The organism is Streptomyces sp. NPDC045678, from assembly GCF_056432085.1.
In genome coordinates this window covers 204,266-230,119 of the sequence record NZ_JBWKJS010000006.1, presented here as the reverse complement: position 1 = coordinate 230,119, position 25,854 = coordinate 204,266, and the positions used below count along the sequence as shown (strand labels likewise).

Annotated in this window: 6 protein-coding genes; 4 read left to right on the top strand and 2 right to left on the bottom strand. The window is 74.0% G+C overall.

The features are described from left to right. The first annotated feature begins 220 nt into the window (after positions 1 to 220). Genes AC07DO_RS22210 through AC07DO_RS22195 form a run of 4 tightly spaced genes read left to right on the top strand, consistent with a single transcriptional unit; the run spans position 221 to position 23,500 of the window. Positions 221 to 17,800: a non-ribosomal peptide synthase/polyketide synthase gene (locus AC07DO_RS22210; RefSeq protein WP_479061938.1), complete on the top strand. Its 17,580-nt coding sequence runs from the start codon at positions 221 to 223 to the stop codon at positions 17,798 to 17,800. Then, on the top strand, positions 17,797 to 21,858 hold the full coding sequence (locus AC07DO_RS22205) for an amino acid adenylation domain-containing protein (protein ID WP_479061936.1): 4,062 nt from the start codon (positions 17,797 to 17,799) through the stop codon (positions 21,856 to 21,858). The genes AC07DO_RS22210 and AC07DO_RS22205 overlap by 4 nt, the downstream gene beginning before the upstream one ends. A 9-nt stretch (positions 21,859 to 21,867) precedes the next feature. Further along, entirely contained in the window at positions 21,868 to 22,095 is a 228-nt protein-coding gene (locus tag AC07DO_RS22200) for an MbtH family protein (protein ID WP_479061934.1), read from the top strand. Positions 22,096 to 22,150: 55 nt separating this feature from the next. Next, complete coding sequence (locus AC07DO_RS22195) at positions 22,151 to 23,500, top strand: tryptophan 2,3-dioxygenase (protein WP_479061932.1); 1,350 nt, start codon at positions 22,151 to 22,153, stop codon at positions 23,498 to 23,500. Between the two features lie 93 nt (positions 23,501 to 23,593). Here the strand turns inward: AC07DO_RS22195 and AC07DO_RS22190 are convergent, their stop codons facing one another. Next, the gene (locus AC07DO_RS22190; RefSeq protein ID WP_479061930.1) at positions 23,594 to 24,730 is read right to left on the bottom strand and encodes an alpha-hydroxy acid oxidase; all 1,137 of its coding nucleotides are present in this window, start codon (positions 24,728 to 24,730) and stop codon (positions 23,594 to 23,596) included. Next, positions 24,727 to 25,830, bottom strand: coding sequence for a 4-hydroxyphenylpyruvate dioxygenase (gene hppD / locus AC07DO_RS22185; protein ID WP_479061928.1), 1,104 nt, complete (start codon positions 25,828 to 25,830; stop codon positions 24,727 to 24,729). The genes AC07DO_RS22190 and hppD overlap by 4 nt, the downstream gene beginning before the upstream one ends. Positions 25,831 to 25,854 lie beyond the last annotated feature (24 nt).

Sequence of the window (25,854 nt, the reverse complement as noted above, 5' to 3'; positions counted from 1 at the left end):
GAGGCGGCCCCCAAAGGCCATATGACAAACGCAACATGACGGTGTGTGAACAATTGCCTCTACCCAGGCTTGACCGGTGCTCGACCGCCTCGTGACGGATGTAACATGATCTTGTTCGACTTTGGAAAGTGTGCGCGGGATGCAGTCGGAACCGCCGCACCGGGGGGCCAGAGGCGAGAGATTTCCACCTGCCCCCGTTTATCCGTGGGGGATTCGCAGGGTGTTCGAGGGTACGCATTCCACCGGTCACGCACTGTCGGCGGCGCAGCAGCGCATCTGGTTTGCTCAGGAGCTGGCTCCGAGCAGCCTCCTGTACAACATCAACGGCTATGTGGAGATCCACGGGCCCGTCGACCGGGGGCTGTTCGAGAAGGCGCTGCGGCAGGCCGTCGACGAGGCCGAGGCCCTCCACGTCACCTTCGGCGAGACGGGCGGCGTGCCGTGGCAGTCGGTGCGCGCCGAGCGCGACTGGCCGCTGCCCTTCCTGGACGTGTCCGGGCAGGACGATCCGCACGCGGCGGCCCTCGCGGAGATGCAGGACGACCTCGAGCGGCCTTTCGACCTGCGCCGCGGACCGCTGTTCGTGCAGATGCTGTTCCGTGTCGCCCCGGACCGCTTCTACTGGTACACGCGGGTGCATCACATCGTCTGTGACGCCTTCGGATTCAGTCTCCTCGTGCAGCGCGTCGCCGACTGCTATACGGAACTCGTATCAGAAGAAACAGTCGTATCGGGGGAAACCGGCGAAAAGAGCGGGGAGGCAGAAAAGGCAGGAGAAGCGGGAGAAACCGGGGTTTGCTTTTCCGCGAGTCCTTTCTCGTCCCTCGCCGAATTCACCGACGAACACGCGAAGTACACGGAGAGCGAGCGCAGCGGCCGGGACCGCGACTACTGGCTCGACCGGTTCGGCGACGACCCGGAGATCCTGAACCTCCCCGACCGCGCCACCGGCCTGTGGGGCGAGGCCCCGCGCTACGAAAGCCGACTGGAACCCGCGTACTTCGACGGGATCAAGCGGCTCGCCCGGCAGGCCCGTTCCACCTGGCAGGTCACCCTGACGGCAGCCGCCACGGCGTATCTGCGTCACTTCACCCGCACCGACGACGTCGTGCTCGGCTTCCCCGTCACCGGACGCCTCACCCCGGTCACCAAGTCCACGCCGGGCATGGCCTCCAACGTGCTGCCCCTGCGCGTGTCCGTCGACCCGGCCATGTCCTTCGAGGAGTTGCAGCGCCACGTCGGCCAGGAGATGCGCGGGCTGCTGCGCCACCAGCGCTACCGGGGCGAGGACCTGCGCAAGGACCTCGGGCTCGGCGGGTTCTCGCGCCGCATGTTCGGGCCGTCCATCAACTTCCTTCCGCTGGAGGAGGGTCTGCGCTTCGGCCCCTGCACGGGCGCGGCGCACGGCATGCCCAGCGGGCCCGTCGACGACCTCGTCATCGTCTTCGAGGGCGGCAGCGGCGACGACGGCATCGGGGTGCGCATCGCGGGCAACACCGCGGCGTACGGCGAGACGGACATCGCCGAGCACGGGCGCCGCTTCGTCGCCTATCTGCGGGCGCTGACCGCAGAGCCCGGCCGGGCGATCGGCACCGTCGACGTCATGGACCCGCAGGAGCGCCACCGGGTCCTGACCGAGTGGAACGGCACAGCCACCGGTCTCGACGCGGGCACCCTCCCCGCGCGGTTCGAGGAGCGGGCCCGGCGCACGCCCGACGCCGTGGCCGTCGTGTACGAGGACACCACGCTCACCTACGGGGACCTCAACGCGTGGGCCAACCGGCTCGCCCACCGCCTGATCACGCGCGGCGCCGGGCCGGAGACCCTGGTCGGCCTCGTCCTGCCCCGCTCCGTGGAGCTGGTCGTCGCCGTCCTCGCCGTCCTCAAGAGCGGCGCCGGATACCTGCCGGTCGACCCGGACGCGCCGGCCGCCCGCCGCGCGACCGTCCTCGACGAGGCGCGGCCCGTGCTCGTCCTCGACGGCGTGGAGGTGGTGCGCGAGGTGCGGGACCTGGGCCAGGAGCCCGCGCACGACCCCACCGACGCCGACCGGGCCGCCCCGCTGTGCGCCGACCACCCCGCGTACGTGATCTTCACGTCCGGTTCGACGGGCCGCCCGAAGGGCGTCGTCGTCACCCACCGCAACGTCACCCGGCTGTTCTCCGCGACGGAGGAGCAGTACGGCTTCGGCCCGGACGACGTGTGGACGCTGTTCCACTCGTACGCCTTCGACTTCTCGGTGTGGGAGCTGTGGGGCGCGCTCCTGTACGGCGGGCGCCTCGTCGTCGTGCCGCACGGCGTGTCCCGCTCCCCCGAGGCGTTCCTCGACCTCCTCGCCGAACAGCGCGTCACCGTCCTCAACCAGACCCCGTCGGCGTTCTACCAGCTCATCCAGGCCGACCAGCGCCGCCCCGGCACCGAACTCGCCCTGCGGCACGTCGTGTTCGGCGGCGAGGCGCTCGTGCCCGGCAGGCTCGCCGAGTGGTACGAGCGGCATGCCGACGACGCGCCGACGCTCGTCAACATGTACGGCATCACCGAGACGACCGTGCACGTCACCCAGCAGGCCCTGACCCGCGAGAGCGCCGCGGCGGACAACGGGAGCACCGTCGGGCCCGCCCTGCCCGACCTGCGCGCCTACGTCCTCGACGACCGGCTGCGTCCGGCGCCGCCCGGCGCCGTCGGCGAGCTGTACGTGGCGGGTGCCGGTCTCGCCCGCGGCTATCTGGGCCGCTCGGGTCTGACCGCCGAACGCTTCGTGGCCTGCCCCTTCGGCGCGCCCGGCGAGCGCATGTACCGCACCGGCGACCTGGCCCGCTGGTCGGCCGGCGGTCTCCTCTCCTACGAGGGCCGGGCCGACCAGCAGGTGAAGATCCGCGGCTTCCGCATCGAGCTCGGCGAGATCGAGGCGGTGCTCGACCGTCACCCGGACGTCGCCGAGGTCGCCGTCGTCGTCCGCGAGGACCGGCCCGGCGACAAGCGTCTCGTGGCGTACGCCGTGCCGCGGAGTGCGGATGCCGGTGCCGGTGCCGGTGCCGGTGTCAGTGTCAGTGTCAGTGCCGGTGTGGCTCTCGACGCCGCGGCGCTGCGGGCGTACGCGAGCGAGGCCCTGCCCTCGTACATGGTCCCAGCGGCCGTGGTCGCCCTGGACGCGCTGCCGCTGACCGTCAACGGCAAGCTGGACCGGCGTGCCCTGCCCGCGCCCCGCTTCGACGGCGGCAGCGGCCGCGCGCCGCGCACCGCCCGCGAGGAGACCCTGTGCCGGCTCTTCGCCGAGGTCCTCGGCGTGGAGCAGGTCGGCATCGACGACAACTTCTTCGACCTGGGCGGCCATTCGCTGCTCGCCACGCGGCTCGCCGTGCGGGTGCGCGCCGAGCTCGGTACCGAGCTGCAGCTCATGCGGCTCTTCGAGTCGCCGACCGTCGCCGGGCTCGCCGACAGCCTCGGCGACGACGGCGACGGCGGGGCGGCTGCCGCGCGCCCGGCGCTGGTGCCGGTGGACCGGCCCGACGAGCTGCCGCTCTCCTTCGCCCAGCAGCGCCTGTGGTTCCTGCGCCGGGCCGGCGGTGTCGGCTCGACGTACAACATGCCGCTCGCACTGCGGCTCCGCGGCGCGCTCGACCGGGACGCGCTGCGCGCCGCCCTCCACGACGTCGTGGGACGCCACGAGTCCCTGCGCACCGTCTTCCCCGAAACCGACGGCCGAGCGCGGCAGTCGGTGCTCGACGCGTGGGAGCTGCCGCTGCCGGTGACCGCGACCGGTGAGCGGGAGCTGAGCGCGCTCCTCGACGCGGCGGCACGGACCGACTTCGACCTGTCCCGCGAGATACCGGTGCGGGCCCAGCTGTTCTCGCTCGGTGCGCGTGACGGCGTGCCCGAGCACGTCCTCGCGCTCGTCATGCATCACATCGCGGGCGACGAGTGGTCCATGGCGCCGCTCGCCCGCGACCTCGGCGACGCCTACGCGGCCCGCCTGACCGGCACGGCGCCCGCCTGGGAGCCGCTGCCCGTCCAGTACGCCGACTACACCCTGTGGCAGCGGCGGCTCCTCGGCGACGACGGCGGGTCGGGCGGCCTGGCCCGGCAGCAGCTCGACTTCTGGCGCTCGGCGCTCGCGGGCCTGCCCGAGGAGCTGGCGCTGCCCGCCGACCGGCCGCGCCCCGCGGCCCCCGGCAACGAGGGCGCCGCACTGCCCGTCTCCGTCGACGCCGGGTTGCACCGGGCCCTCGTCGCGCTGGCGGGCGACCGCCGCGCCACCCTCCACATGGTGTTGCAGGCGGGCCTCGCCACGCTGCTCAGCCGCCTCGGCGCGGGCACGGACATCCCCGTCGGCAGCCCCGTCGCGGGCCGCACCGACGAGGCGCTGGACGATCTCGTCGGCTTCTTCGTCAACACGCTGGTGCTGCGCACCGACACGTCCGGCAACCCCGGCTTCGGTGAGCTCGTGGACCGCGTCCGCGACACCGACCTGGCGGCCTACGCCCACCAGGACCTGCCCTTCGAGCGTCTGGTCGAGGCCCTCAACCCGGCCCGGGTCGCCGGCCGCCAGCCGCTCGTGCAGGTCCTCCTCGCGCTGCAGAACACCCCGGCGTCCGGGATGACCCTGCCCGGCCTGGACGTCGCCCCCTACGGCGTGCACCCCGGCGGCTCCAAGTTCGACCTCTCCCTGAGCCTGACGGAGACGCGCGACGCCGACGGCTCCCCCGCCGGGCTCGACGGCTTCGTGGAGTTCAGCACCGACCTGTTCGACCAGGACACCGTCGAGCGGCTGATGTCGCGGCTGCTCCGGCTCCTCGCCGACGCCGCGGCCGCTCCGGAGCGGCGCATCGGCGACTTCGACCTGCTGACGGCCGCCGAACACGCCCGGCTCACCGACGGCGCGGACACCACCCGCACCGACCTCCTCGCCCGCACCGTCCCCGAGCTGTTCGAGGAGCGGGCCGCCCTCGCACCGGACGCGCCCGCCGTCGTCTTCGAGGACACCACGCTGACCTACGGCGAGCTGAACGAGCGCGCCAACCGGGTGGCCCGGCTCCTCGTCCGGCGCGGCATCGGCCCCGAGGACACCGTGGCCCTGATGCTGCCGCGCTCGGCCGAGCTGCCGGTCGCGGTGCTCGCCGTGCTCAAGGCGGGCGCCGCCTACCTGCCGGTCGACCCCGCCTACCCGGCCGACCGCATCGCGTACATGCTCGGCGACGCCTCGCCCGCGCTGACGCTGACCACGGAGGGCCTCGCCGCCGCCGTGCCGTCCGGCACCGACCGTCTGGTGCTGGACACGGCGGACGTCACCCCCTTCGCCGCGCACGACGTGACCGATGCCGAGCGCCGCGCCCCGCTGCGCCGTTCCCACCCTGCGTACGTCATCTACACCTCGGGCTCGACCGGCCGCCCCAAGGGCGTCGTCGTCCCCCACACCGGTGTGGCCGGGCTCCTCGCGACCCGGGAGGTGTGGCGGCTCGCGCCCGGCGACCGGGTGCTGCAGTTCGCGTCGTTCAGCTTCGACGCGGCGTTCTGGGAGCTGTCCATGGCGCTGCTGTCCGGCGCCACGCTGGTGCTTGCCCCGGCGGACCGGCTGCGGCCTGGTGCCCCGCTGGTGGAGCTGGTCGCGGAGCGGCGCATCACGCACACGCTGCTGCCGCCGTCCGTCCTCGACGTCCTCGCGCCCGGCGACCTGCCCTCGGTCCGCACCCTGCTCGTGGGCGGCGAGGCGTCCTCCGGCGAGCTGGTGGCCCGCTGGTCGCGGGACCGGACGATGCTCAACGCGTACGGCCCCACCGAGATCACGGTGTGCGCCACCCTGAGCGGCCCGCTGTCCGGCGCCGCCCGGCCGTCCATCGGCACGCCCGTCCCCGGCATGCGCGCGTACGTCCTCGACGCGTGGCTGCGACCGGTCCCCGCGGGTGTCGCGGGAGAGCTCTATCTGGCGGGCGCCGGTGTCGCGCGCGGCTATCTGGGCCGCCCCGCGCTGACCGCGGAACGCTTCGTGCCCTGCCCGTTCGGGGCGCCCGGCGAGCGCATGTACCGCTCCGGGGACCTCGTCCGCCGGACCGCCGACGGCGATCTGGAGTACCTGGGCCGCGCCGACGAGCAGGTCAAGATCCGCGGCCTGCGCGTGGAGCTCGGCGAGATCGAGTCCGCGCTGGCCGCGGGGCCCGCCGTGGCGCGGGCGGCCGTGGTGGTGCGCGAGGACCGCCCCGGCGACAAGCGTCTGGTCGGCTATGTGGTTCCCGCCGATCCGGCGCGCGGCGTCGACGCCGCCGAGCTGCGGTCGTACGTCGCCGGTGTGCTGCCCGAGTACATGGTCCCGGCCGCCGTCGTCACGCTCGACGCGCTGCCACTCACCCCGAACGGCAAGCTCGACCGCCGCGCCCTGCCCGCCCCGGACTTCGCCGCGGAGACCGCCGGCCGGGCCCCACGCACACCGCGCGAGGAAGTGCTGTGCGGCCTGTTCGCCGACGTCCTCGGCGTCGACCACGTCGGCATCGACGACAGCTTCTTCGACCTCGGCGGCCACTCCCTGCTCGCCACCCGCCTCGTCAGCCGCGTCCGCACGGTTCTGGGCGCCGAACTGCCGCTGGCCGCGCTGTTCGAGACGCCGACCGTCGCCGGGCTCGCCGCCGTGATCGCGGACGCGGAGACGGAGCCGGGCCGCCCGGCGCTCGTACGCCGGCCGCAGCGGCCTGAAGCGGTCCCGCTGTCGTTCGCCCAGCGCCGCCTGTGGTTCCTCAACCGCCTCGAGAGCACCGACGCGCTGTACAACATGCCCGTCGTCCTGCGCCTGCGCGGCGACCTCGACCGGGCTGCCCTGCACGCCGCCCTCAACGACGTCGTGGGACGCCACGAGTCCCTGCGCACGGTCTTCCCCGACGTCGACGGCGAAGCCCGCCAGCTCGTACTCGACACGTGGGACGTACCCCTCCCCGTGACCGAGGCCGACGAAGAGCGGCTGCCCGGCCTGCTCGCGGCGGCCGCCCGCGAAGGCTTCGACCTGGCCGACGAGATGCCGCTGCGCGCCGCCCTGTTCGAGCTCGGTCCGACCGAGCACGTGCTCGCGCTGCTGCTGCACCACATCGCCGGTGACGGCTGGTCGATGGGCCCGCTCGCGAGCGACCTCGGCACGGCCTACGCGGCCCGCCTCGACGGCACGGCACCCGACTGGGAGCCGCTGCCCGTCCAGTACGCCGACTACGCCCTCTGGCAGCGCGAACTCCTCGGCGACGAGGAGGAGTCGGACACGCTTGCCCGTCGACAGCTCGACCACTGGCGGCAGGCGCTCGCCGGGCTCCCCGAAGAGCTGGACCTGCCCACCGACCGGCCGCGTCCTGCGACCGGCAGCCACACGGGCGGGCGCGTCGGTGTCGACTGGGACGCCGAACTGCACGCGCGCATAGCGGAGTTCGCACGCGAGTCGTCCTCCTCCGTCTTCATGGTCGTCCAAGCCGCTCTCGCCGCACTCCTCAACCGGCTCGGCGCAGGCGACGACATCCCCATCGGCAGCCCCATCGCGGGCCGCACCGACGAAGCCCTCGACCACCTCATCGGCTTCTTCACCAACACCCTCGTCCTGCGCACCGACGTCTCCGGACAACCCACCTTCCGCGAACTCGTCAACCGCGTACGGACGACCGACCTCGACGCATACGCCCACCAGGACGTCCCCTTCGAACGCCTCGTCGAGCTCGTCAACCCCACCCGCTCCCGCTCACGCCACCCCCTCTTCCAAGTCCTCCTCACCTTCCAGAACACCCCCGAGGTCGGCCTCGAACTGCCCGGTCTCTCCTTCGCGGTGGAGCCCACCGACGCGGGGGTCGCCAAGTTCGACCTGTCGTTCAACGTCACGGAGCACCGGAGTCAGGGGGGCCGGGGCGATCAGGTTCCTGGCGGCATCGCCGGAACCCTGGAGTACAACGGCGACCTGTTCGACCACGGAACCGCCGCCGCACTCGCCGCACGCCTCGAACGCGTCCTGCGGGCCCTCCTCGCCGACCCGGACGCCCCCGTCAGCCGCATCGACGTCCTGGACGAGGACGAGCGCCACCGCGTCCTCACCGCGTGGAACGACACCGCGACCGGGGTCCGGCACACGACGCTGCCCGAGCTGTTCGAGGCCCAGGCGGCCCACACCCCCGACGCGACGGCCGTCGCGCACGGCGCCGAACAGCTGACGTACGCGGAGCTGAACGCGCTCGCCAACGGTGTGGCGCGCCGGGTGACGGCGCTCGGCGCGGGGCCCGAGGACCTGGTCGCCGTGGCACTGCCGCCGTCGCCGCTGCTGCTCGCCGGACTGCTCGGCGTCCTCAAGGCGGGCGCCGCCTACCTGCCGGTCGACACCGGCTACCCGGCCGACCGCATCGCGTACATGCTGGACGACGCGGCGCCCGCGCTGCTCCTGACGACCGAGGAGACGGTGCGGGGCCGCGACGAGTTCGCCGCCGTGCCGCGGCTGTTGGCGGACACCGTCACGCCCGAGTCCGGCGACCCGGGCGACGACCGCCGGACCGCGCCGCTGCTCCCGCACCACCCCGCGTACGTCATCTACACCTCGGGCTCGACCGGCACCCCGAAGGGCGTCGTCGTCGAACAGCGCAACCTCGTCGACTACTTGGAGTGGGCGGGCAAGAGCTACGGCAGCGTGGGCGGCTCCGCGCTGCTGCACTCGTCCGTCTCCTTCGACATGACGGTGACGGCGCTCCTCACGCCGCTCACGGTCGGCGGCCGCGTGACCGTGGGCAGCCTGGACGACGCGGGCCTGCCCGCCACCGCCCCGACCCTGCTGAAGGCGACGCCCAGCCACCTGCCGGTCCTGGAGGCCCTGCCGGACCACGCGTCGCCGACCGGCGACCTGCTGCTCGCCGGTGAGTCCCTCACGGCGGGGGCGCTCGGCTCCTGGCGCGCCGCGCACCCGTCGGTCGCCGTGCGCAACGTGTACGGGCCGACGGAGACCACCGTCAGCTGCGCCGAGCACCGCGTCGCTCCGGGCGAGGAGCTCGCCCCCGGCGCACTGCCGATCGGCCGCCCGCTGTCCAACACCCGCTTCTACGTGCTGGGTTCGGGGCTGCTGCCGGTCCCGGCCGGTGTGCCCGGTGAGCTGTACGTCGCGGGCGGCGGTGTCGCGCGCGGCTACCTGGGCCGCCCGGGTCTTACCGCCGAGCGCTTCGTGGCGTGCCCGTTCGGGGCGCCCGGCGAGCGCATGTACCGCACCGGCGACCTCGTCCGCTGGAACGCCGACGGCGAGCTCGAGTACCTCGGCCGCGCCGACGACCAGGTCAAGGTCCGCGGCTTCCGCATCGAACCCGGCGAGATCGCCGCCGTGCTGGAGCGGCACGCTTCCGTCGCCCGCGCGGCGGTCGTGGTCCGCGAGGACCGGCAGGGCGACAAGCGGCTCGTCGCGTACGTCGTACCGGCCGATCCGGCGACGGATGTCGACGCCGCCGAGCTGCGGTCGTACGTCGCCGGCGTGCTGCCCGAGTACATGGTCCCGGCCGCCGTCGTCACGCTCGACGCGATACCGCTGACCCCGAACGGCAAGCTCGACCGCCGCGCCCTGCCCGCCCCGGACTTCGCCGCGACGGCGACGGGACGTGCCCCGCGTACACCCCGCGAGGAAGTGCTGTGCGGCCTGTTCGCCGACGTCCTCGGCGTCGACCACGTCGGCATCGACGACAGCTTCTTCGACCTCGGCGGCCACTCCCTCCTCGCCACCCGCCTCGTCAGCCGCATCCGCACCGCCCTCGGCGTGGAGCTCCCGCTGACCGCCCTGTTCGACACGCCCACCGTCGCCGGGCTCGCCGCCCTCTCCGGCGCGGAGGAGACACGTCCCGCCCTCGCGCGGCGGCCCGAGCGCCCGGAGGCCGTGCCGCTGTCGTTCGCCCAGCGCCGCCTGTGGTTCCTCAACCGCCTCGAAAGTGCCGACGCGCTGTACAACATGCCCGTCGTCCTGCGCCTGCGCGGCGACCTCGACCGGGCTGCCCTGCACGCCGCCCTCAACGACGTCGTGGGACGCCACGAGTCCCTGCGCACGGTCTTCCCCGACGTCGACGGCGAGGCGCGGCAGCTCGTACTCGACACGTGGGACGTACCTCTCCCCGTGACCGCGGCCGGTGCCGGTGCCGGTGTCGCATCGGACGAACAGCAGCTGTCCGGCCTGCTCGCGGCAGCCGCCCGCGAAGGCTTCGACCTCGCCCACGAGCTACCGCTGCGCGCCCGACTGTTCGCCGTCACCGGGACCGAACACGTCCTCCTCGTGTCCCTGCACCACATCGCGGGCGACGGCTGGTCGATGGCACCGTTCGCCCACGACCTGGGCGCCGCCTACACGGCCCGTCTCGGCGGCACGGCACCCGACTGGGAGCCGCTGCCCGTCCAGTACGCCGACTACGCCCTCTGGCAGCGCGAACTCCTCGGCGACGAGGGCGAGTCCGGCACGATCGCCCGTCGACAGCTCGACCACTGGCGCGACGCCCTCGCCGGACTTCCCGAAGAGCTCGACCTGCCCACCGACCACCCGCGCCCGACGACCGCGAGTCACCGGGGCGGCATGGTTCCCTTCGGCTGGGACGCCGAACTGCACGCGCGCATAGCGGAATTCGCACGCGAGTCGTCCTCCTCCGTCTTCATGGTCGTCCAAGCCGCTCTCGCCGCACTCCTCAACCGGCTCGGCGCCGGAGACGACATCCCCATCGGCAGCCCCATCGCGGGCCGCACCGACGAAGCCCTCGACCACCTCATCGGCTTCTTCACCAACACCCTCGTCCTGCGCACCGACGTCTCCGGACAACCCACCTTCCGCGAACTCGTCAACCGGGTACGGGCGACCGACCTCGACGCATACGCCCACCAGGACGTCCCCTTCGAACGCCTCGTCGAGCTCGTCAACCCCACCCGCTCCCGCTCACGGCATCCGCTCTTCCAGGTGATGCTGGTCCTCCAGAACACTCCCGAGGTCAGCCTCCGGCTGCCGGGGCTCACCATCGAGGCCGAGCCTGCCGCCACCGACGTCGCCAAGTTCGACCTGGTGTTCAGCGTGCGGGAGCCGGCCGGTGACGGGGGCGCCGAGGGTGTCATGGAGTTCAACCGCGACCTCTTCGAAGCGGACACCGCGGCCCTCATCGCGCGCCGTCTGGAGCACCTGCTGCGTGCGGCCGTCACCGAGCCGGACGCCCCGGTCAGCCGTATCGACGTCCTCGACGAGGATGAGCGCCACCGCGTCCTGACCGCGTGGAACACCGCCGAGGGCGCCCGCGCGCAGGCGGCGCCGCTGCCCGTGCTCTTCGAGGCCCAGGTGGCCCGCACGCCCGACGCCACCGCCGTCCTGCACGACGGCACGGCCCTGGGCTACGCGGAGCTGAACGCCCGCGCCAACCGGCTGGCCCGCCTGCTGGCCGGCCGCGGCGTGCGCCCGGACTCGGTGGTGGCGCTGGCCTTCCCGCGCTCGGCCGACCTCGTGCTCGCGGCCCTCGCCGTGGTGAAGGCGGGCGCGGCCTATCTGAACGTGGACCCGGACTACCCGGCCGAACGCGCCGCCTACATGTGCGCGGACGCCGCACCCCTGGGCCTGCTCACCGTGGGCGACGCCGGGGGCCGCGTACCGGAGTCCGTGCCGCGCTGGCGCCTCGACGACCCGGACCTGGCCGGTGAGGCGGCCGCCCTGTCCGGCGCCGACCTGACCGACGCGGACCGGGTGTCGCCGCTGCGCGTCGGCCACCCCGCGTACGTCGTGTACACCTCGGGCTCCACCGGCAACCCGAAGGGCGTCCAGGTCACGCACCGCGGCCTGGCGAGCCTCGCCCTGTCCCACCAGGAGGCCCTGGGTGTGGACGGCGACTCCAGGGTGCTGCAGTTCGCGTCGCTCAGCTTCGACGCGTCCGCCGGTGAACTGGTGATGACCCTGCTGGCCGGTGCGACCCTCGTCGTGCCGCGTCCCGAGCAGGTCGTCGGCGACGCCGTGGTGCGGCTCATCGCCGAAGAGGGCGTCACGCACGCCATGCTGCCGCCCGCCTTCGTCGCCACGCTGGACCCGGAGAGCGTGCCGACGCTGCGCGGGCTGATCACCGGTGGTGAGGCGTGCCCGCCGGAGGTGACCGCGCGGTGGTCGTCCGGCCGGACGATGCTCAACGCGTACGGCCCCACCGAGTCGACCGTGTGCGCCACGCTCAGCAGCCCGCTGACGGGCGCCGTCTCGGCGCCGATCGGCCGTCCCGTCACGGGGACGCGTGCGTACGTGCTCGGCGCGGGCCTGCGCCCGGTCCCCGCCGGTGTCACGGGTGAGCTGTATCTGGCGGGCGACGGTGTCGCGCGCGGCTATCTGAACCGTGCGGGCCTGACCGCGGAGCGGTTCGTGGCCTGCCCGTTCGGGGCACCGGGCGAGCGCATGTACCGCACCGGCGACCTCGTCCGCTGGAACGCCGACGGCGAACTGGAGTACCTCGGCCGCGCCGACGACCAGGTCAAGGTCCGCGGCTTCCGCATCGAACCCGGCGAGATCGCCGCCGTGCTCGACCGGCACCCCGCGGTCTCCCACTCCGCCGTCGTCGTCCGCGAGGACAGGCCCGGCGACAAGCGGCTCGTCGCGTACGTCGTGCCCGCGGGGCCCGGCGGGGGCGCGGAGGCGTCCGAGCTGCGGTCGTACGTCGCCGGTCTGCTGCCCGAGTACATGGTCCCGGCCGCCGTCGTCACGCTCGACGCGATACCGCTCTCGCCCACCGGCAAGGTGCACCGGGACGCGCTGCCCGTGCCGGACTACGGCCGGACGGCGACGGGACGGGCCCCGCGCACGCCGCGCGAGGAGGTCCTGTGCGGCCTGTTCGCCGACGTCCTCGGCGTCGACCACGTCGGCATCGACGACAGCTTCTTCGACCTCGGCGGCCACTCCCTGCTCGCCACCCGTCTCATCAGCCGCGTCCGCGCGGTCCTCGGCGCCGAACTGCCGCTGGCCGCACTCTTCGAGACGCCGACCGTCGCCGGGCTCGCCGCCGTGTCCACCGCGGGGCCGGGGGCCGGGCGTCCGGCCCTGGAGCCGCGGGACCGGCCCTCACCGCTGCCGCTCTCCTTCGCCCAGCACCGGCTGTGGATGCTCGGCCGGCTGCACGACGCGGACGCGCTCTACAACATGCCGGTCGTGCTGCGGCTGACGGGCACGGTCGACACCGGCGCCCTGGAGGCCGCGCTCGGCGACGTCGTCGCCCGGCACGAGTCGCTGCGCACCGTGTTCCCCGAGAGCGACGGGCAGGTGGAGCAGCGCGTCCTCGCGCCCGCCGACGCGGCCTTCGCGCTCTCCCTCGTACGGGCCGACGAGCGGCGGCTGCCCGAGCTGCTGAAGGAGGCGGCGAGCAGCGGATTCGACCTGTCGCGCGAACTGCCGCTGCGCGCGACGCTGTTCACGGTCGGCGACGCCGAGCACGTCCTCCTCATCTCGCTGCACCACATCGCGGGCGACGGCTGGTCGATGGGCCCGCTCGCGAGCGACCTCGGCACGGCCTACGCGGCCCGCCTCGGCGGCACGGCACCCGACTGGGAGCCGCTGCCCGTCCAGTACGCCGACTACGCCCTCTGGCAGCGCGAACTCCTCGGCGACGAGGGCGAGTCGGGAACGGTCGCGCACGCGCAACTCTCCCACTGGCGCGACGCGCTCGCGGGCCTGCCCGAAGAGCTGGACCTGCCGACCGACCGGCCCCGGCCCAACGAGTCGAGTCACGTCGGCGGACGCGTGGCCATGGAGTGGGACGCGGACCTCCACGAGCAGGTGGCGGAGTTCGCGCGCGAGTCGTCCTCCTCCGTCTTCATGGTCGTCCAGGCCGCTCTCGCCGCACTCCTCAACCGACTCGGCGCAGGCGACGACATCCCCATCGGCAGCCCCATCGCGGGCCGCACCGACGAAGCCCTCGACGACCTCATCGGCTTCTTCACCAACACCCTCGTCCTGCGCACCGACGTCTCCGGACAACCCACCTTCCGAGAACTCGTCAACCGCGTACGCACCACCGACCTCGACGCATACGCCCACCAGGACGTCCCCTTCGAACGCCTCGTCGAGCTCGTCAACCCCACCCGCTCCCGCTCACGCCACCCCCTCTTCCAAGTCCTCCTCGCCTTCCAGAACACCCCGGAAGCCGATCTCGAACTGCCCGGACTGCGGATCGCCGGTGAGCCGGTCGACATCGGCGTCGCCAAGTTCGACCTGTCGCTGAGCCTCCAGGAGCGCACGGACGGGAACGGCACTCCCTCCGGCATCCGGGGCATGCTCGAATACAGCGCCGACCTGTTCGACCACGAGAGCGCCGAGCTGATCGCCGCCCGGCTGCGGCGGCTGCTGCGCGCGGTCCTCGCCGCACCGGACCTGCCCGTCGAGCGGATCGACATCCTCGGCGATGACGAACGGCACCGGGTCCTCACCGAGTGGAACGCCACCGGGACGGCCGTCCCCGGGCTCGACTCGACGGTCCACGGCACCTTCGGACGGCTCGCGCGCACCCGCCCCGACGCGGTGGCCATCACCTCCGGCGGCCGGCACCTGACGTACGCCGAACTCGACCGGCGCGCCAACGCGCTCGCCCACCGCCTGACCGGACTCGGCGTACGCCCCGAGGAACGCGTCGCCGTCCTCATGGAACGGTCGGCGGACCTCGTGGTCGCGCTGCTCGGCATCCTCAAGGCGGGCGCCGCGTACGCCCCGCTGCACGAGAGCTACCCGGACGAGCGCATGCGGGAGGTCCTCGCGGGCTCCGGCGCGCGCGTCCTCGTCACCGACCGCGCCTGGCGCGAACGCGGGCTGCCCGGGAACGCCGCCGAGGTCGTCCTCGCCGAGGACACCGGGACCGCCGACAGCGCGCCCGCCGTGCCCGAGCGGCCCGAGAGCCTCGCGTACGTCATGCACACCTCCGGCTCGACGGGGAAGCCCAAGGGCATCGCGATCACCCACCGCTCCCTCCTCGAACTGGCCCTCGACCCGTCGTGGGCCGACGGCGGCCACCATCAGCAGGTCCTGATGCACGCCCCGTACGCGTTCGACATCTCCAATTACGAGCTGTGGGTGCCGCTCCTCGCGGGCGGGCGCGTCGTGCTCGCGCCGCCCGGCGAGCCGGACGTCGCCGAGCTCAAGCGGCTGATCGTCGAGGAGGGCATCACCGGGGTGCACTTCACGGCGGGTCTCTTCCGGGTCGTCGCCGACGACCTCGGCGACGCGCTCGGCGGCGTCAAGGAGATCCTCACCGGCGGTGACGTCGTGTCCGTCGCGGCCGTCGAGAGCGTGTTGCGTGCCGCGCCGCACGTCGTGGTGCGCCATCTGTACGGGCCGACCGAGATCACCCTGTGCGCCACCACCCACCTGGTCGGGGCGCGGGACGAGCTGGGCGACCGGCTGCCGATCGGCCGCCCGATGGCCAACACCCGGGCGTACGTGCTCGACGCTGCCCTCGCACCGGTGCCGGTCGGCTGCGTCGGCGAGCTGTACATCGCGGGCGCCGGTCTGGCGCGCGGCTATCTCGACCGCGCCGGGCTGACCGGCGAGCGGTTCGTCGCCGACCCGTACGGGCCCGCGGGCGGCCGCATGTACCGGACCGGTGACCTGGCGCGCCACCGGCACGACGGCGCCCTGGAGTTCGTCGGCCGCGCCGACGACCAGGTCAAGGTGCGCGGCTTCCGCATCGAACCCGGTGAGATCGAGGCGGCCCTGACCCGGCACGCGTCGGTCGCGCAGAGCGCCGTCGTGGTCCGCGAGGACCGGCCCGGCGACAAGCGGCTCGTCGCGTACGCCGTGCCCGCCGACCCGGCGCGCGGCATCGACCAGGCACAGCTGCGCGCCCACGTCGGCGAGTCGCTGCCCGAGTACATGGTCCCCGCGGCGGTCGTGGCGCTCGACGAGCTGCCGCTCACCGCCAACGGCAAGCTGGACCGGGCCGTGCTGCCCGCACCGGTGTTCCGGTCGGCCGCCGCGAGGACCGCCCCGCGCACCGAGCGCGAGCAGGTCGTGTGCCGTCTGGTCGGCGAGGTCCTGGGCGTCGAGGAGGTCGGCGTCGACGACAACTTCTTCGAGCTCGGCGGCGACAGCATCGGCTCGATCCAACTCGCAAGCCGGGCCCGTGCGGCGGGCCTCGAACTCGCCCCGAAGGACGTGTTCCAGGCCCGGACGCTGGCCCAGCTCGCCGCCGCGGCGGGCACGGTCACGGCGCCCGAGGACGCGCCCGCCGACGACGGCACCGGCGATGTCCCGCTCACCCCGGTCGTGCACGACCTGCTGGAGCGCGGCGGCACGCTGGACGGCCTGCTCCAGTCCGTGCTCCTCCAGGTGCCTGCCGCGCTGACGGAGTCGGGGCTCGCGACGGCCCTGCAGGCCCTCGTCGACCACCACGACGTCCTGCGCCTCGAAACCACCGCCGGTGAGGGGGAGTTGTCGCTTCGGGTACGTCCCGTGGACGCGGTCGACGCGGCGGGCTGCCTGCGCCGGGTGGACCTCACGAACATGGACGAGGCCTCGGCCCGCTCCGTACTCGCCAAGGAGGCGGCCGCCGCGAGCGAGCGCGTCTCCCCCGCGGGCGGCGTGATGTTCCAGGCCGTCTGGTTCGACGCGGGCGCGGAGACCTCCGGGCGCCTCCTGCTCGCACTCCACCACCTCGCGGTGGACGGCGTGTCCTGGCGCGTCCTGATGCACGACCTCGGCGCGGCGTGGAGCGACGTCGCCGCAGGGCGCACCCCGCGTCCGGAACGGGTCGGCACCTCCTTCCGGCGCTGGGCGACCCTCCTCGCCGAGGAGGCCGCCGAGCCGACCCGCGCCGCCGAACTGGCCTTCTGGACGGGCCTGCACGACCGGCCCGCGCAGCGGTTCGGCACCCGGGAGCTCGACCCCGCCACGGACACCACCGCCACCGCGCGGTCCCTGACGGTCACGCTGCCCGCGCCCGTCACCGAGACGGTCCTCTCGCGGGTGCCCGCCGCCTTCAACGCGGGCGTCAACGACGTCCTGCTGACCGCGCTGGCCCTCGCCTCCCTGACCGGCCGCGACCGGCCGCACGGCGAACCGGTGCTCATCGAGGTCGAGGGCCACGGCCGCCACGAGGAACTCACCGCGGGCCTCGACCTGTCCCGCACCATGGGCTGGTTCACCTGCGTCCACCCGGTGCGGATCGAACCGGGCGAGGTCGACTGGGACGACCTGTGGCGGGCCGGGCCCGCCGTCGGCCACGTACTCAAGCGCGCCAAGGAACAGCTGCGCGCCGTACCGGACCAGGGCATCGGCCACGGCCTGCTGCGCTACCTCAACCCGGACACGGCACCGCGGCTCGCCGCGCTCCCGACGCCGCAGATCGGCTTCAACTACCTGGGCCGCTTCGACGGTCCCGGCCGCACGGCCGACTGGGCTCTCGCGCCCGAGGCGACGGGCGAGGACGGCGCGGGTCTGCCGCCGGGCGCGATGCCGCTGCGCACCCCGCTCACGGTCAACGCCGTCGCCAGGGCGACGGCGGACGGCGCGGAGCTCCGCGCCACGTGGACCTGGGCGGACGGCCTCCTCACGGAGGCCGAGGCGACCGCGATGGCGGACGCATGGACCCGTGCGCTGACCGCGATGGCCCGCCACGTAGAGGCGGATGACGCGGGCGGCGCGACGGCCTCCGACTTCGACCTGGTGGAAATCGACCAGTCCGACATCGACGAGTTCGAGGACGACTTCGCCGACTTCACCGACTTCGGGGAGACGGACGGCTTCGGTGACGCAGACGGCTTCGGTGACGCGGACGGGTTCGGAGCCGCCGACGGGTTCAGCACCTTCACGGACGACCGCACGGTCGGGAACGGGGATCAGGCATGACGCGCGCCGACGCACGCACCGCCAAGGCACGCATCGAGGACGTGCTGCCGCTGACGGCGCTGCAGGAGGGGTTCCTGTTCCACGCGCAGTACGACGAGCGGGGCGCCGACGTCTACCACCTGCAGTTCGTGTTCGACCTGCGCGGTGAACTCGACGCGGGCGCGCTGCGCCGCGCGGCCGACGGACTGCTCGCCCGGCACGGCAACCTCCGCGGCGCCTTCCGCGAACGCCGGGGCGGCGAACCCGTACAGGTCGTGCCGGACCGCGTCCGCATGCCGTGGCGGCTGCTCGACCTCGCCCCGGCCGCGCCCGGCGAGCGGCGGGAGCGGCTCGACGCCGCCCTCGCCGAGGACCGGGCGACCCGCTTCGACCTGCGCAGGCCGCCGCTGGTCCGCTGCCTCCTGATCCGGCTCGCGCCGGGCGAGTACCGGTTCGTGATGACGAGCCACCACATCCTGCTCGACGGCTGGTCCGTGCCGCTGATGCTGCACGAGCTGTTCACGATGTACGCGCAGGACGGCAGCGACCACACCCTGCCCCCGCCCCGCCCCTACCGCGACTACCTGCGCTGGCTGACAGCGCGCGACCGCACGGACGCCGTGACGGCCTGGCGGCACCACCTCGACGGCCTGCGGGGGCCCACGCTGCTCGGCCCGGCCGGCGCGGGCCGGGAGACCGTGGTGCCCGAAGAGACCGAGACCGCCCTGGGCGCGGAGCTCACCGCGGACCTCACCGACCTGGCACGGCGTCGCGGCCTCACTTTGAACTCCGTGGTCCAGGGCGCCTGGTCGCTGGTCCTCGCCGCGCTCACCGGCACGGACGACGTCGTCTTCGGCGCGACGGTCTCCGGCCGCCCGGCGGATCTGCCGGGCGTCGAGTCGATGATCGGCCTGTTCGCCAACACCCTTCCCGTACGGCTGCGGATCGACCCCGCCGAGTCCGTGACGGCGATGATGGCGCGCCTCCAGACCGAGCGCGCGGCCCTCGCCGCCCACGAGTACGTCGGCCTCGGCGAGATCCAGCAGCTCGCCGGGCCCGGCGGCGAGCTCTTCGACACGCTGTACGTGTTCGAGAACTACCCGGCCCCGGCCGGTGAGGGCCCGCCCGCCTACCGGGGCCTGGAGATCGCCGGTACGGAGGGCAGCGGCGCCGCCCACTACCCGCTGACCCTGACCGTCCTGCCGGGCGAGGTGCTCCGGCTGCGCCTCACGTACCGGCCCGACCTGTTCACCGAGGCCACCGTGCTCGGCTGGGCGGACCGGCTGCGGCACGTGCTGCGTACCGTGGTGGCGGGCCCGGACCTGCCGGCGGGCCACGTGGACGTCCTCGCGGCGGACGAGCGGCGGCGCGTCCTCACCGAGTGGAACGACACCGCCGCCGAGCCGTCCGAGCGGTGCTGGCCCGCCCTCTTCGAGGAGCAGGCGGCCCGCACCCCGGACGCCGTGGCCCTGTGGCACGAGGGAGCCGACAGCCTCACGTACGCGGAGCTGAACGCCGAGGCCAACCGCGTCGCCCGCCTCCTGGTGGCGCGCGGGGTGGGTCCGGAGAGCGTCGTCGCCCTCGCCGTGCCGCGTTCGCCGCGTCTCGTCGTCGCGCTGCTCGCCGTCCAGAAGGCGGGCGCCGCCTACCTCCCGGTGGACCTCGGCCACCCCCGCGACCGGGTCGCGGCCGTCCTCGCGGGCGCTCGGCCCGCCGCGGTCCTCACCACCGTCGAGGGCGCGGCACGGCTGCCCGACGGCGCGGACGTCCTCTGCCTGGACGGGGCGGAGTTCCGTGCGGAGGCCGCCGGGTACGACGCGCGGGACCTCACGGACGAGGAGCGGACCGCCCCGCTGCGGCCGGACCACCCGGCGTACGTGATCTTCACTTCGGGTTCTACCGGCGCGCCCAAGGGCGTCGTGGTCCCGCACCGCGGCCTCCTCAACTTCCTCACGGCGATGGGTGAGCGCTTCCCGCTCGGCACCGGCGACCGCATGCTCGCGGTCACCACCGTCGCCTTCGACATCCACGCCCTGGAGCTGCACCTGCCGCTGCTCCACGGGGCGAGTGTCGTGGTGGCCGACCGGGCCGCCGTGGTCGATCCGGCGGCCCTGGCCGACCTGATCGCCGTCAGCGGCGCGACGATCATGCAGGCCACGCCCACCCTGTGGCACGCGCTGCTCACCGAGCGGCCGGCCGCCGCCGAGGGCCTGCGGATGCTGGTGGGCGGCGAGGCCCTGCCGCCGGACCTCGCGGAGCGCATGACCCGCACGGGCGCGGAGGTCACGAACCTGTACGGGCCGACGGAGACGACGGTGTGGTCGACGGCGGCGACCCTCACCCGGGGCGCCCCCGCACGGACCGCCCCGGCACAGACCGCCGCCGCCCCCTCCATCGGGCGCCCCATCCGCAACACCCGCGCCTACGTCCTCGACAGTGCCCTGCGCCCCGTGCTCCCCGGGGTCCCCGGTGAGCTGTATCTGGCCGGAGAAGGCCTGGTCCGCGGCTACTTGGACCGGCCCGGCCTCACCGCGGGACGCTTCGTCGCCGACCCGCACGGCCCGGCGGGCGCCCGCATGTACCGGACCGGTGACGTGGCCCGCTGGACCACGGACGGCCGGCTCGAATACCTGAGCCGCACCGACCACCAGGTGAAGATCCGCGGGTACCGCATCGAGCTGGGCGAGATCGAGGCGGTCCTGACCCGGCACGCCTCGGTGGCGCAGAGCGTGGTCGTGGTCCGCGAGGACCGGCCGGGCGACAAGCGGCTCATCGCGTACGCCGTGCCCGCCGCCGCCGGTGGCGATCTCAGCCCCGACGAGCTGCGTGCGCACGTACGCGACCTGCTGCCCGACTACATGGTGCCCGCGGCCGTCGTCCGGCTCCCCGCGCTCCCCCTCACCCCGAACGGCAAGCTGGACCGCAAGGCCCTGCCCGCGCCCGACGTCACGGTCGTCCGGGGTGCCGGCGGCCGTGCGCCGCGCACCGCCCGCGAGGCGACGCTGTGCACCCTGTTCGCCGAGGTGCTCGGCGTCGACAAGGTCGGCGTCGACGACGACTTCTTCGAGCTCGGCGGCCACTCCCTGCTCGCCACCCGCCTGGTGAACCGTGTCCGCGCCGAGCTGGGGACCGCCGCGTCGATCCGCAGCGTCTTCGAGGCCCCGACCGTCGCGGCCCTGGCGGAACGGCTCCGCCAGGACGGCGGTGACGGCGAGGGCGGAACCGACGACGACCCGTTCGCGCCGCTGCTGCGGCTGCGCGCGGGCCGGGGCGACGACGGCACGGGCGGGGACGCCCCGTACTTCCTCATCCACCCCGTCGTCGGCATCGGCTGGTGCTACACCGGCTTCATCACCCGGCTCGGCCCGGACGCCACCGTCTACGCGCTCCAGGCCCGCGGCCTGAACCCCGCCGACACCTGCGCGGCCGACCTCCCCGAGATGGCCGCCGACTACGCGGCCCTGATCCGCGAGGTGCGGCCGGAGGGCCCGTACCGGCTCGTCGGCTGGTCCTTCGGCGGTCTCGTGGCGCACGAGGTCGCCGTCCGGCTGCAGAGCGAGGGCGCCGAGGTGGAACTGCTCGCACTGCTCGACTCGTACCCCTCGCACGCGGAGGCCCCGCTGGACGCGGTCCCGCAGGGCGCGGACCAGGAGGGCGACCTGTTGCAGGAGATCCTCACCGTGCTCGCGGCCGCCGCCGGGCCCGCCCGGGACGGCCGTGGCGGCCCTCTGACCACCGCCGAGGTCGCCGCGCTGCTGCGCGAGCACGACACCCCGCTCGCCGGACTCGGCGAGGAGGGCATCGCGGCGCTGCACCGCGTGGCCGCCAACAACCGCAGGATCGCGGGCGAGTTCGTGCCCGGCGTCTTCCGCGGCGACGTGCTGGCCTTCCGCTCCGCGCGGCCGAGCGGCTCCCCGCCGCACGCCGCCTCCCCGTACGCGGCCAAGGCATGGGACGCGCACGTGACGGGCGAGATCCACGAGCTCGACGTGGACTGCACCCACCTGGAGATGACCACCCCGGCGGCCCTGGACGTCATCGCCCCGGTCCTCAACACCCGTACCGACAAAGCCAACTAGGAGAACGACATGGCAACCAACCCCTTCGAGGACGAGACCGGCACCTATCTGGTCCTGGTCAACGCGGAGGGCCAGCACTCGCTCTGGCCGTCCTTCGTCGAGGTCCCCGCCGGCTGGAACCGGGTCTTCGGCGAGGACACGCGCCAGGCCTGCCTGGACCACATCGAGCGGAACTGGACGGACATGCGCCCCAAGAGCCTGGTCGACGCCATGGGTGCGGACCGCGCCGACGCGTGACACGGGCGACGGGGACCTGGTGACAAGTGACTGGTGAATTGGTGAGAGCGTGAACATGACGGAGAAGACGCCGGTGGGGGGATCCGCCGACCACCGCGAGGACGGGCAGATCGGCGTCGGCGGCACGGCCCTGGGCCTCGGCACCCGGGCGAGCCGCGCACAAGCGCTACGGGCGGCGGTCGACGCCGTGACCGCCTGGTCCCATCAGGTGCTCGGGAACGGCCGGCAGGACTTCGCCGGCTTCCCGTACGAGCAGGTCGTCGGCTACTACCAGCAGGTGGGCAAGGCCGCGGCCGCGCCCGAACTGGTCGCCCTGCTGCGCGGGACCCGGCTCGGCATCGAGTGCGCGGGCCGCGCCCGGCCCTGGGCGTCGCCCGACGCCTGGCTGTTCGACACCTGGCTGCCGCTGACCTTCACCGACCGGCCGATGAGCTACGTCTCGTACGCGGGCAACGACGTCCTGCGCATCGCCGAGTGGGAGTCGGACGGCGGCCCCGAGGCCGCGGAGCGCGCCGACGACCTGCTGACGGCGGTGCTCATCGCCGACCTGGTGACGCGCGAGACGGACGCGCTCGCCGCGGCCGGGGACAGCGACCGGCAGCGGTCGAGGACCACCGCGGTGTGGCGGGCCCTCGTCCGGCTCCCCGAGTACGCGCCGCTGGCCCTCGCGGACACCGCGCCGCTCGACGCCGTACGGTCCGCGCTCGGCGAGGGCGGACCCGGCGCGGCCGCGGCCGCGGCGCGCGAGGCCGTCGACGCGCTCCGCGCCGAGGCGCCGCCCGCGCTGCTGCGGGCGGTGGAGATCGCGCTGCTGCCGGTCACGACGATCCACGACGAGCGGATGTTCATCCGCTCCATCCAGCTGTTCGAGCGGTTGTTCGCCCGGGTGGCCAGGGGGCTGACGTTCGCCGTCGAGGCGGTGCGCGCGGACCGGCCCGCCGACGCGGCGGCGTTCCTCGAGACGGCCGCGAGCCGCCTCACCGGTGCGACATCGCCGCTGTACCGGGTCCTGACCACCATGCCGCCGGACTCGTTCGCGGTGATACGCGACCACACGCACGGCGCGAGCGCCATCCAGTCCCGGCCCTACCAGCTGGTCGAGACGGCGAGCGCGAAGCGCGCCGGGGAGGCGCACTCGCCGGAGAAGGGGCCGCTGTTCGCCCTCGACACCACGTTGCAGGAGGAGTTCCTGGGGCGCGTCGGCGGCTGGCCGACGGCGGAGGCGCGGCGTCTGGAGGAGGCCATGCGGGGCCTGGACGCGGGCTGGCGGGGCATGAAGCGCACGCACTGGGGCGTCACGATGAAGATCATCGGCCGGGTGCCCGGCACGGGTGGCACCACGGGCGCCGACTATCTGCGGGCGGCGGCGGACGTCGCGCTGTTCCCGCAGCTGGCAGAGGTGTAACTCCCGCTCGCGGAACGGGTATCTCGCGGAACGGGTATCTCGCGGTACGGAGAAGGGGGGCGTCCGGAACTGATTCCGGCCGCCCCCCTTCCTTTACAGTCGTACGACCGCGAGCTCGCGCGCCGCCGCGAGGTCGGGGCAGCCCGACAGGAGGAGCGCCTCCCTCAACTCGGTGTGCAGCAACCGCAGTACGTGCCGTACGCCGTCCTCGCCGTCCGCGGCGAGCCCCCACAGCACGGGCCGCCCGCACAGCGCGCCGTCGGCCCCGAGCGCGAGGGCGCGCAGGATGTCGGTGCCGGTCCGCACCCCGCTGTCGAGCAGGACCGCGCAGCGCCCGCCGACCGCGTCGAGCACCGGTGGCAGCGCCGTGACGCTCGGCGGCGCGGCCGCGAACTGACGGCCCCCGTGGTTGGAGACGATCACGCCCTCCGCGCCGATGCCGACGGCGCGCACGGCGTCCCGCGGGTCGAGGATGCCCTTCAGGACCAGCGGTAGCGCGGTCTGTTCCCGGAGCCAGGCCAGGTCGTCCCAGCCGATCGCCGGGTCGAAGGCGAGCGCGGTGTGCGTGGCGACGGCGGAGGCCCCGGACTGCGGGGTGTGCGCGGCGGTACGCCCCGCCGCGGTCCGGTCCTCGGCCTCCGGCGCGGGGCCGAGGTTGGCGGCCCGTACGTCCTCCGGCAGCGTGAAGCCGTTGCGCACGTCGCGCAGCCTGCGGCCCATGTGGGGCACGTCGACGGTGACGACCAGCGCCTCGCAGCCGGCCGCCTCCGCGCGCCGGACCAGGTCGAGGACCACGCCCCGGTCGCGCATCCAGTACAGCTGGAACCAGCAGACCCCGCCGACGGCGGCGATCTCCTCGATGGGGTGACTGCTCAGCGTGCTGATGATGTAGGGCGCTCCGGCGTCGCGCGCGGCGCGTGCCGCGGCGAGCTCCCCGTCCGGGTGCAGCAGCCGCTGGTAGGCCATCGGTGCCACGGCGAGCGGCAGCGCGGCCGCACTGCGCAGCAGCGTGCCGGACGTGTCGGCGTCCTCCGTGCCGCCGAGCACCCTCGGCACCGGGCGTACGGCGTCGAGGGCGGCCCGGTTGGCGGCCTGGGTGGACTCGTCGCCGCTGCCGCCGTCGACGAAGTCCCGTACGTCGGCGGGGAGTCGCTCCGCCGCGAGCAGCGCCACCTCGGCGACGCTGACCGCGGCGGCCCTGCGGTCCACTTCGTGCGCGGGCACGGTCATGCGCCCGCGTCCTCCTGCCGGGCCCGCTCCATCTCCAGCTCGACGGCGCTGTACAGGGCCTTGATGTTGCCGCTGCCGAAGGTCCGCGCGCCGAGCCGCTCGATGACCTCGAAGAACAGCGTGCCGCGCGGGTGGACGGACTTGGTGAAGATCTGCAGGAGCTGGCCGTCCTGGTCCTCGTCGACCAGGATGTTCAGCTCGCGCAGCGCGTCGACGGAGTGGCGCCGCAGGTCGAGCCGCTCGGGCACCTGCTCGTAGTACGCGCCCGGCGTGGTGAGGAAGCCCAGGCCGTTGGCGCCGAGCCGGCCCACGTCACGCACGATGTCGTCGGTGGCGAAGGCGATGTGCTGGACGCCGCCGCCGCCGTGCTCCTTGATGAACTTGTCGATCTGGCCCGGCTCGCGGGAGGTGTCCGGCTCGATCAGGGTGAGCGTCACCGCGCCGGAGCGGCTCTGGACGACCTTGGAGTCCATGGCCTGGCCGCCGACGACGATGCGCTCGGTGAAGACCATCTCGAAGTCGAGGACGGTCTCGTAGTACGCGACGGTGGGGTCCAGCTGACCGGCTTCGAGGCATACGGCGAAGTGGTCGATGGTGTGCAGCCCGGTCTCGACCCCCGCGGCGGCCTGGTCCCCGGTGGTGGGCGTCAGACCGGGCAGGGCGGCGCCCGTCCCGTCGGCGGCGCGCTGCACGAAGGTGTGCGTGACGTCGCCGAACGCGCCAATGGTCGCGGTGACGATGCCGTCGCGCTCGCGCGGCTCGGCCACCGGGCGGGCCCCGCGCCGTACCGCTTCGGCGTAGGCGGCCGCGGCGTCGGCGGTGCTCAGCGCGATGTCCGACACACCGTCACCGTGGCGCTCGACATAGGCGGACGCCGGGTGGTCGGAGCCCCGCGCGTCGGTGAGCAGCAGGCGTATGCCCTCGCGCCCGACGGCGGTCATGCGCACGGCGTTGTCCGCGTCGTCCGAGGCTTCCGAGGCGTCCGCACCGTGCGCGTACACGCCCAGACCGTAGTTGTTGACGAAGAAGCTGGTCGCCTCGGCGAGATCACCGACCGCGAACCCGACGTGATCGATGCGAAGATCACCCAAGGGAGTCATGACGTTCCTTCTCAATATGCTGAT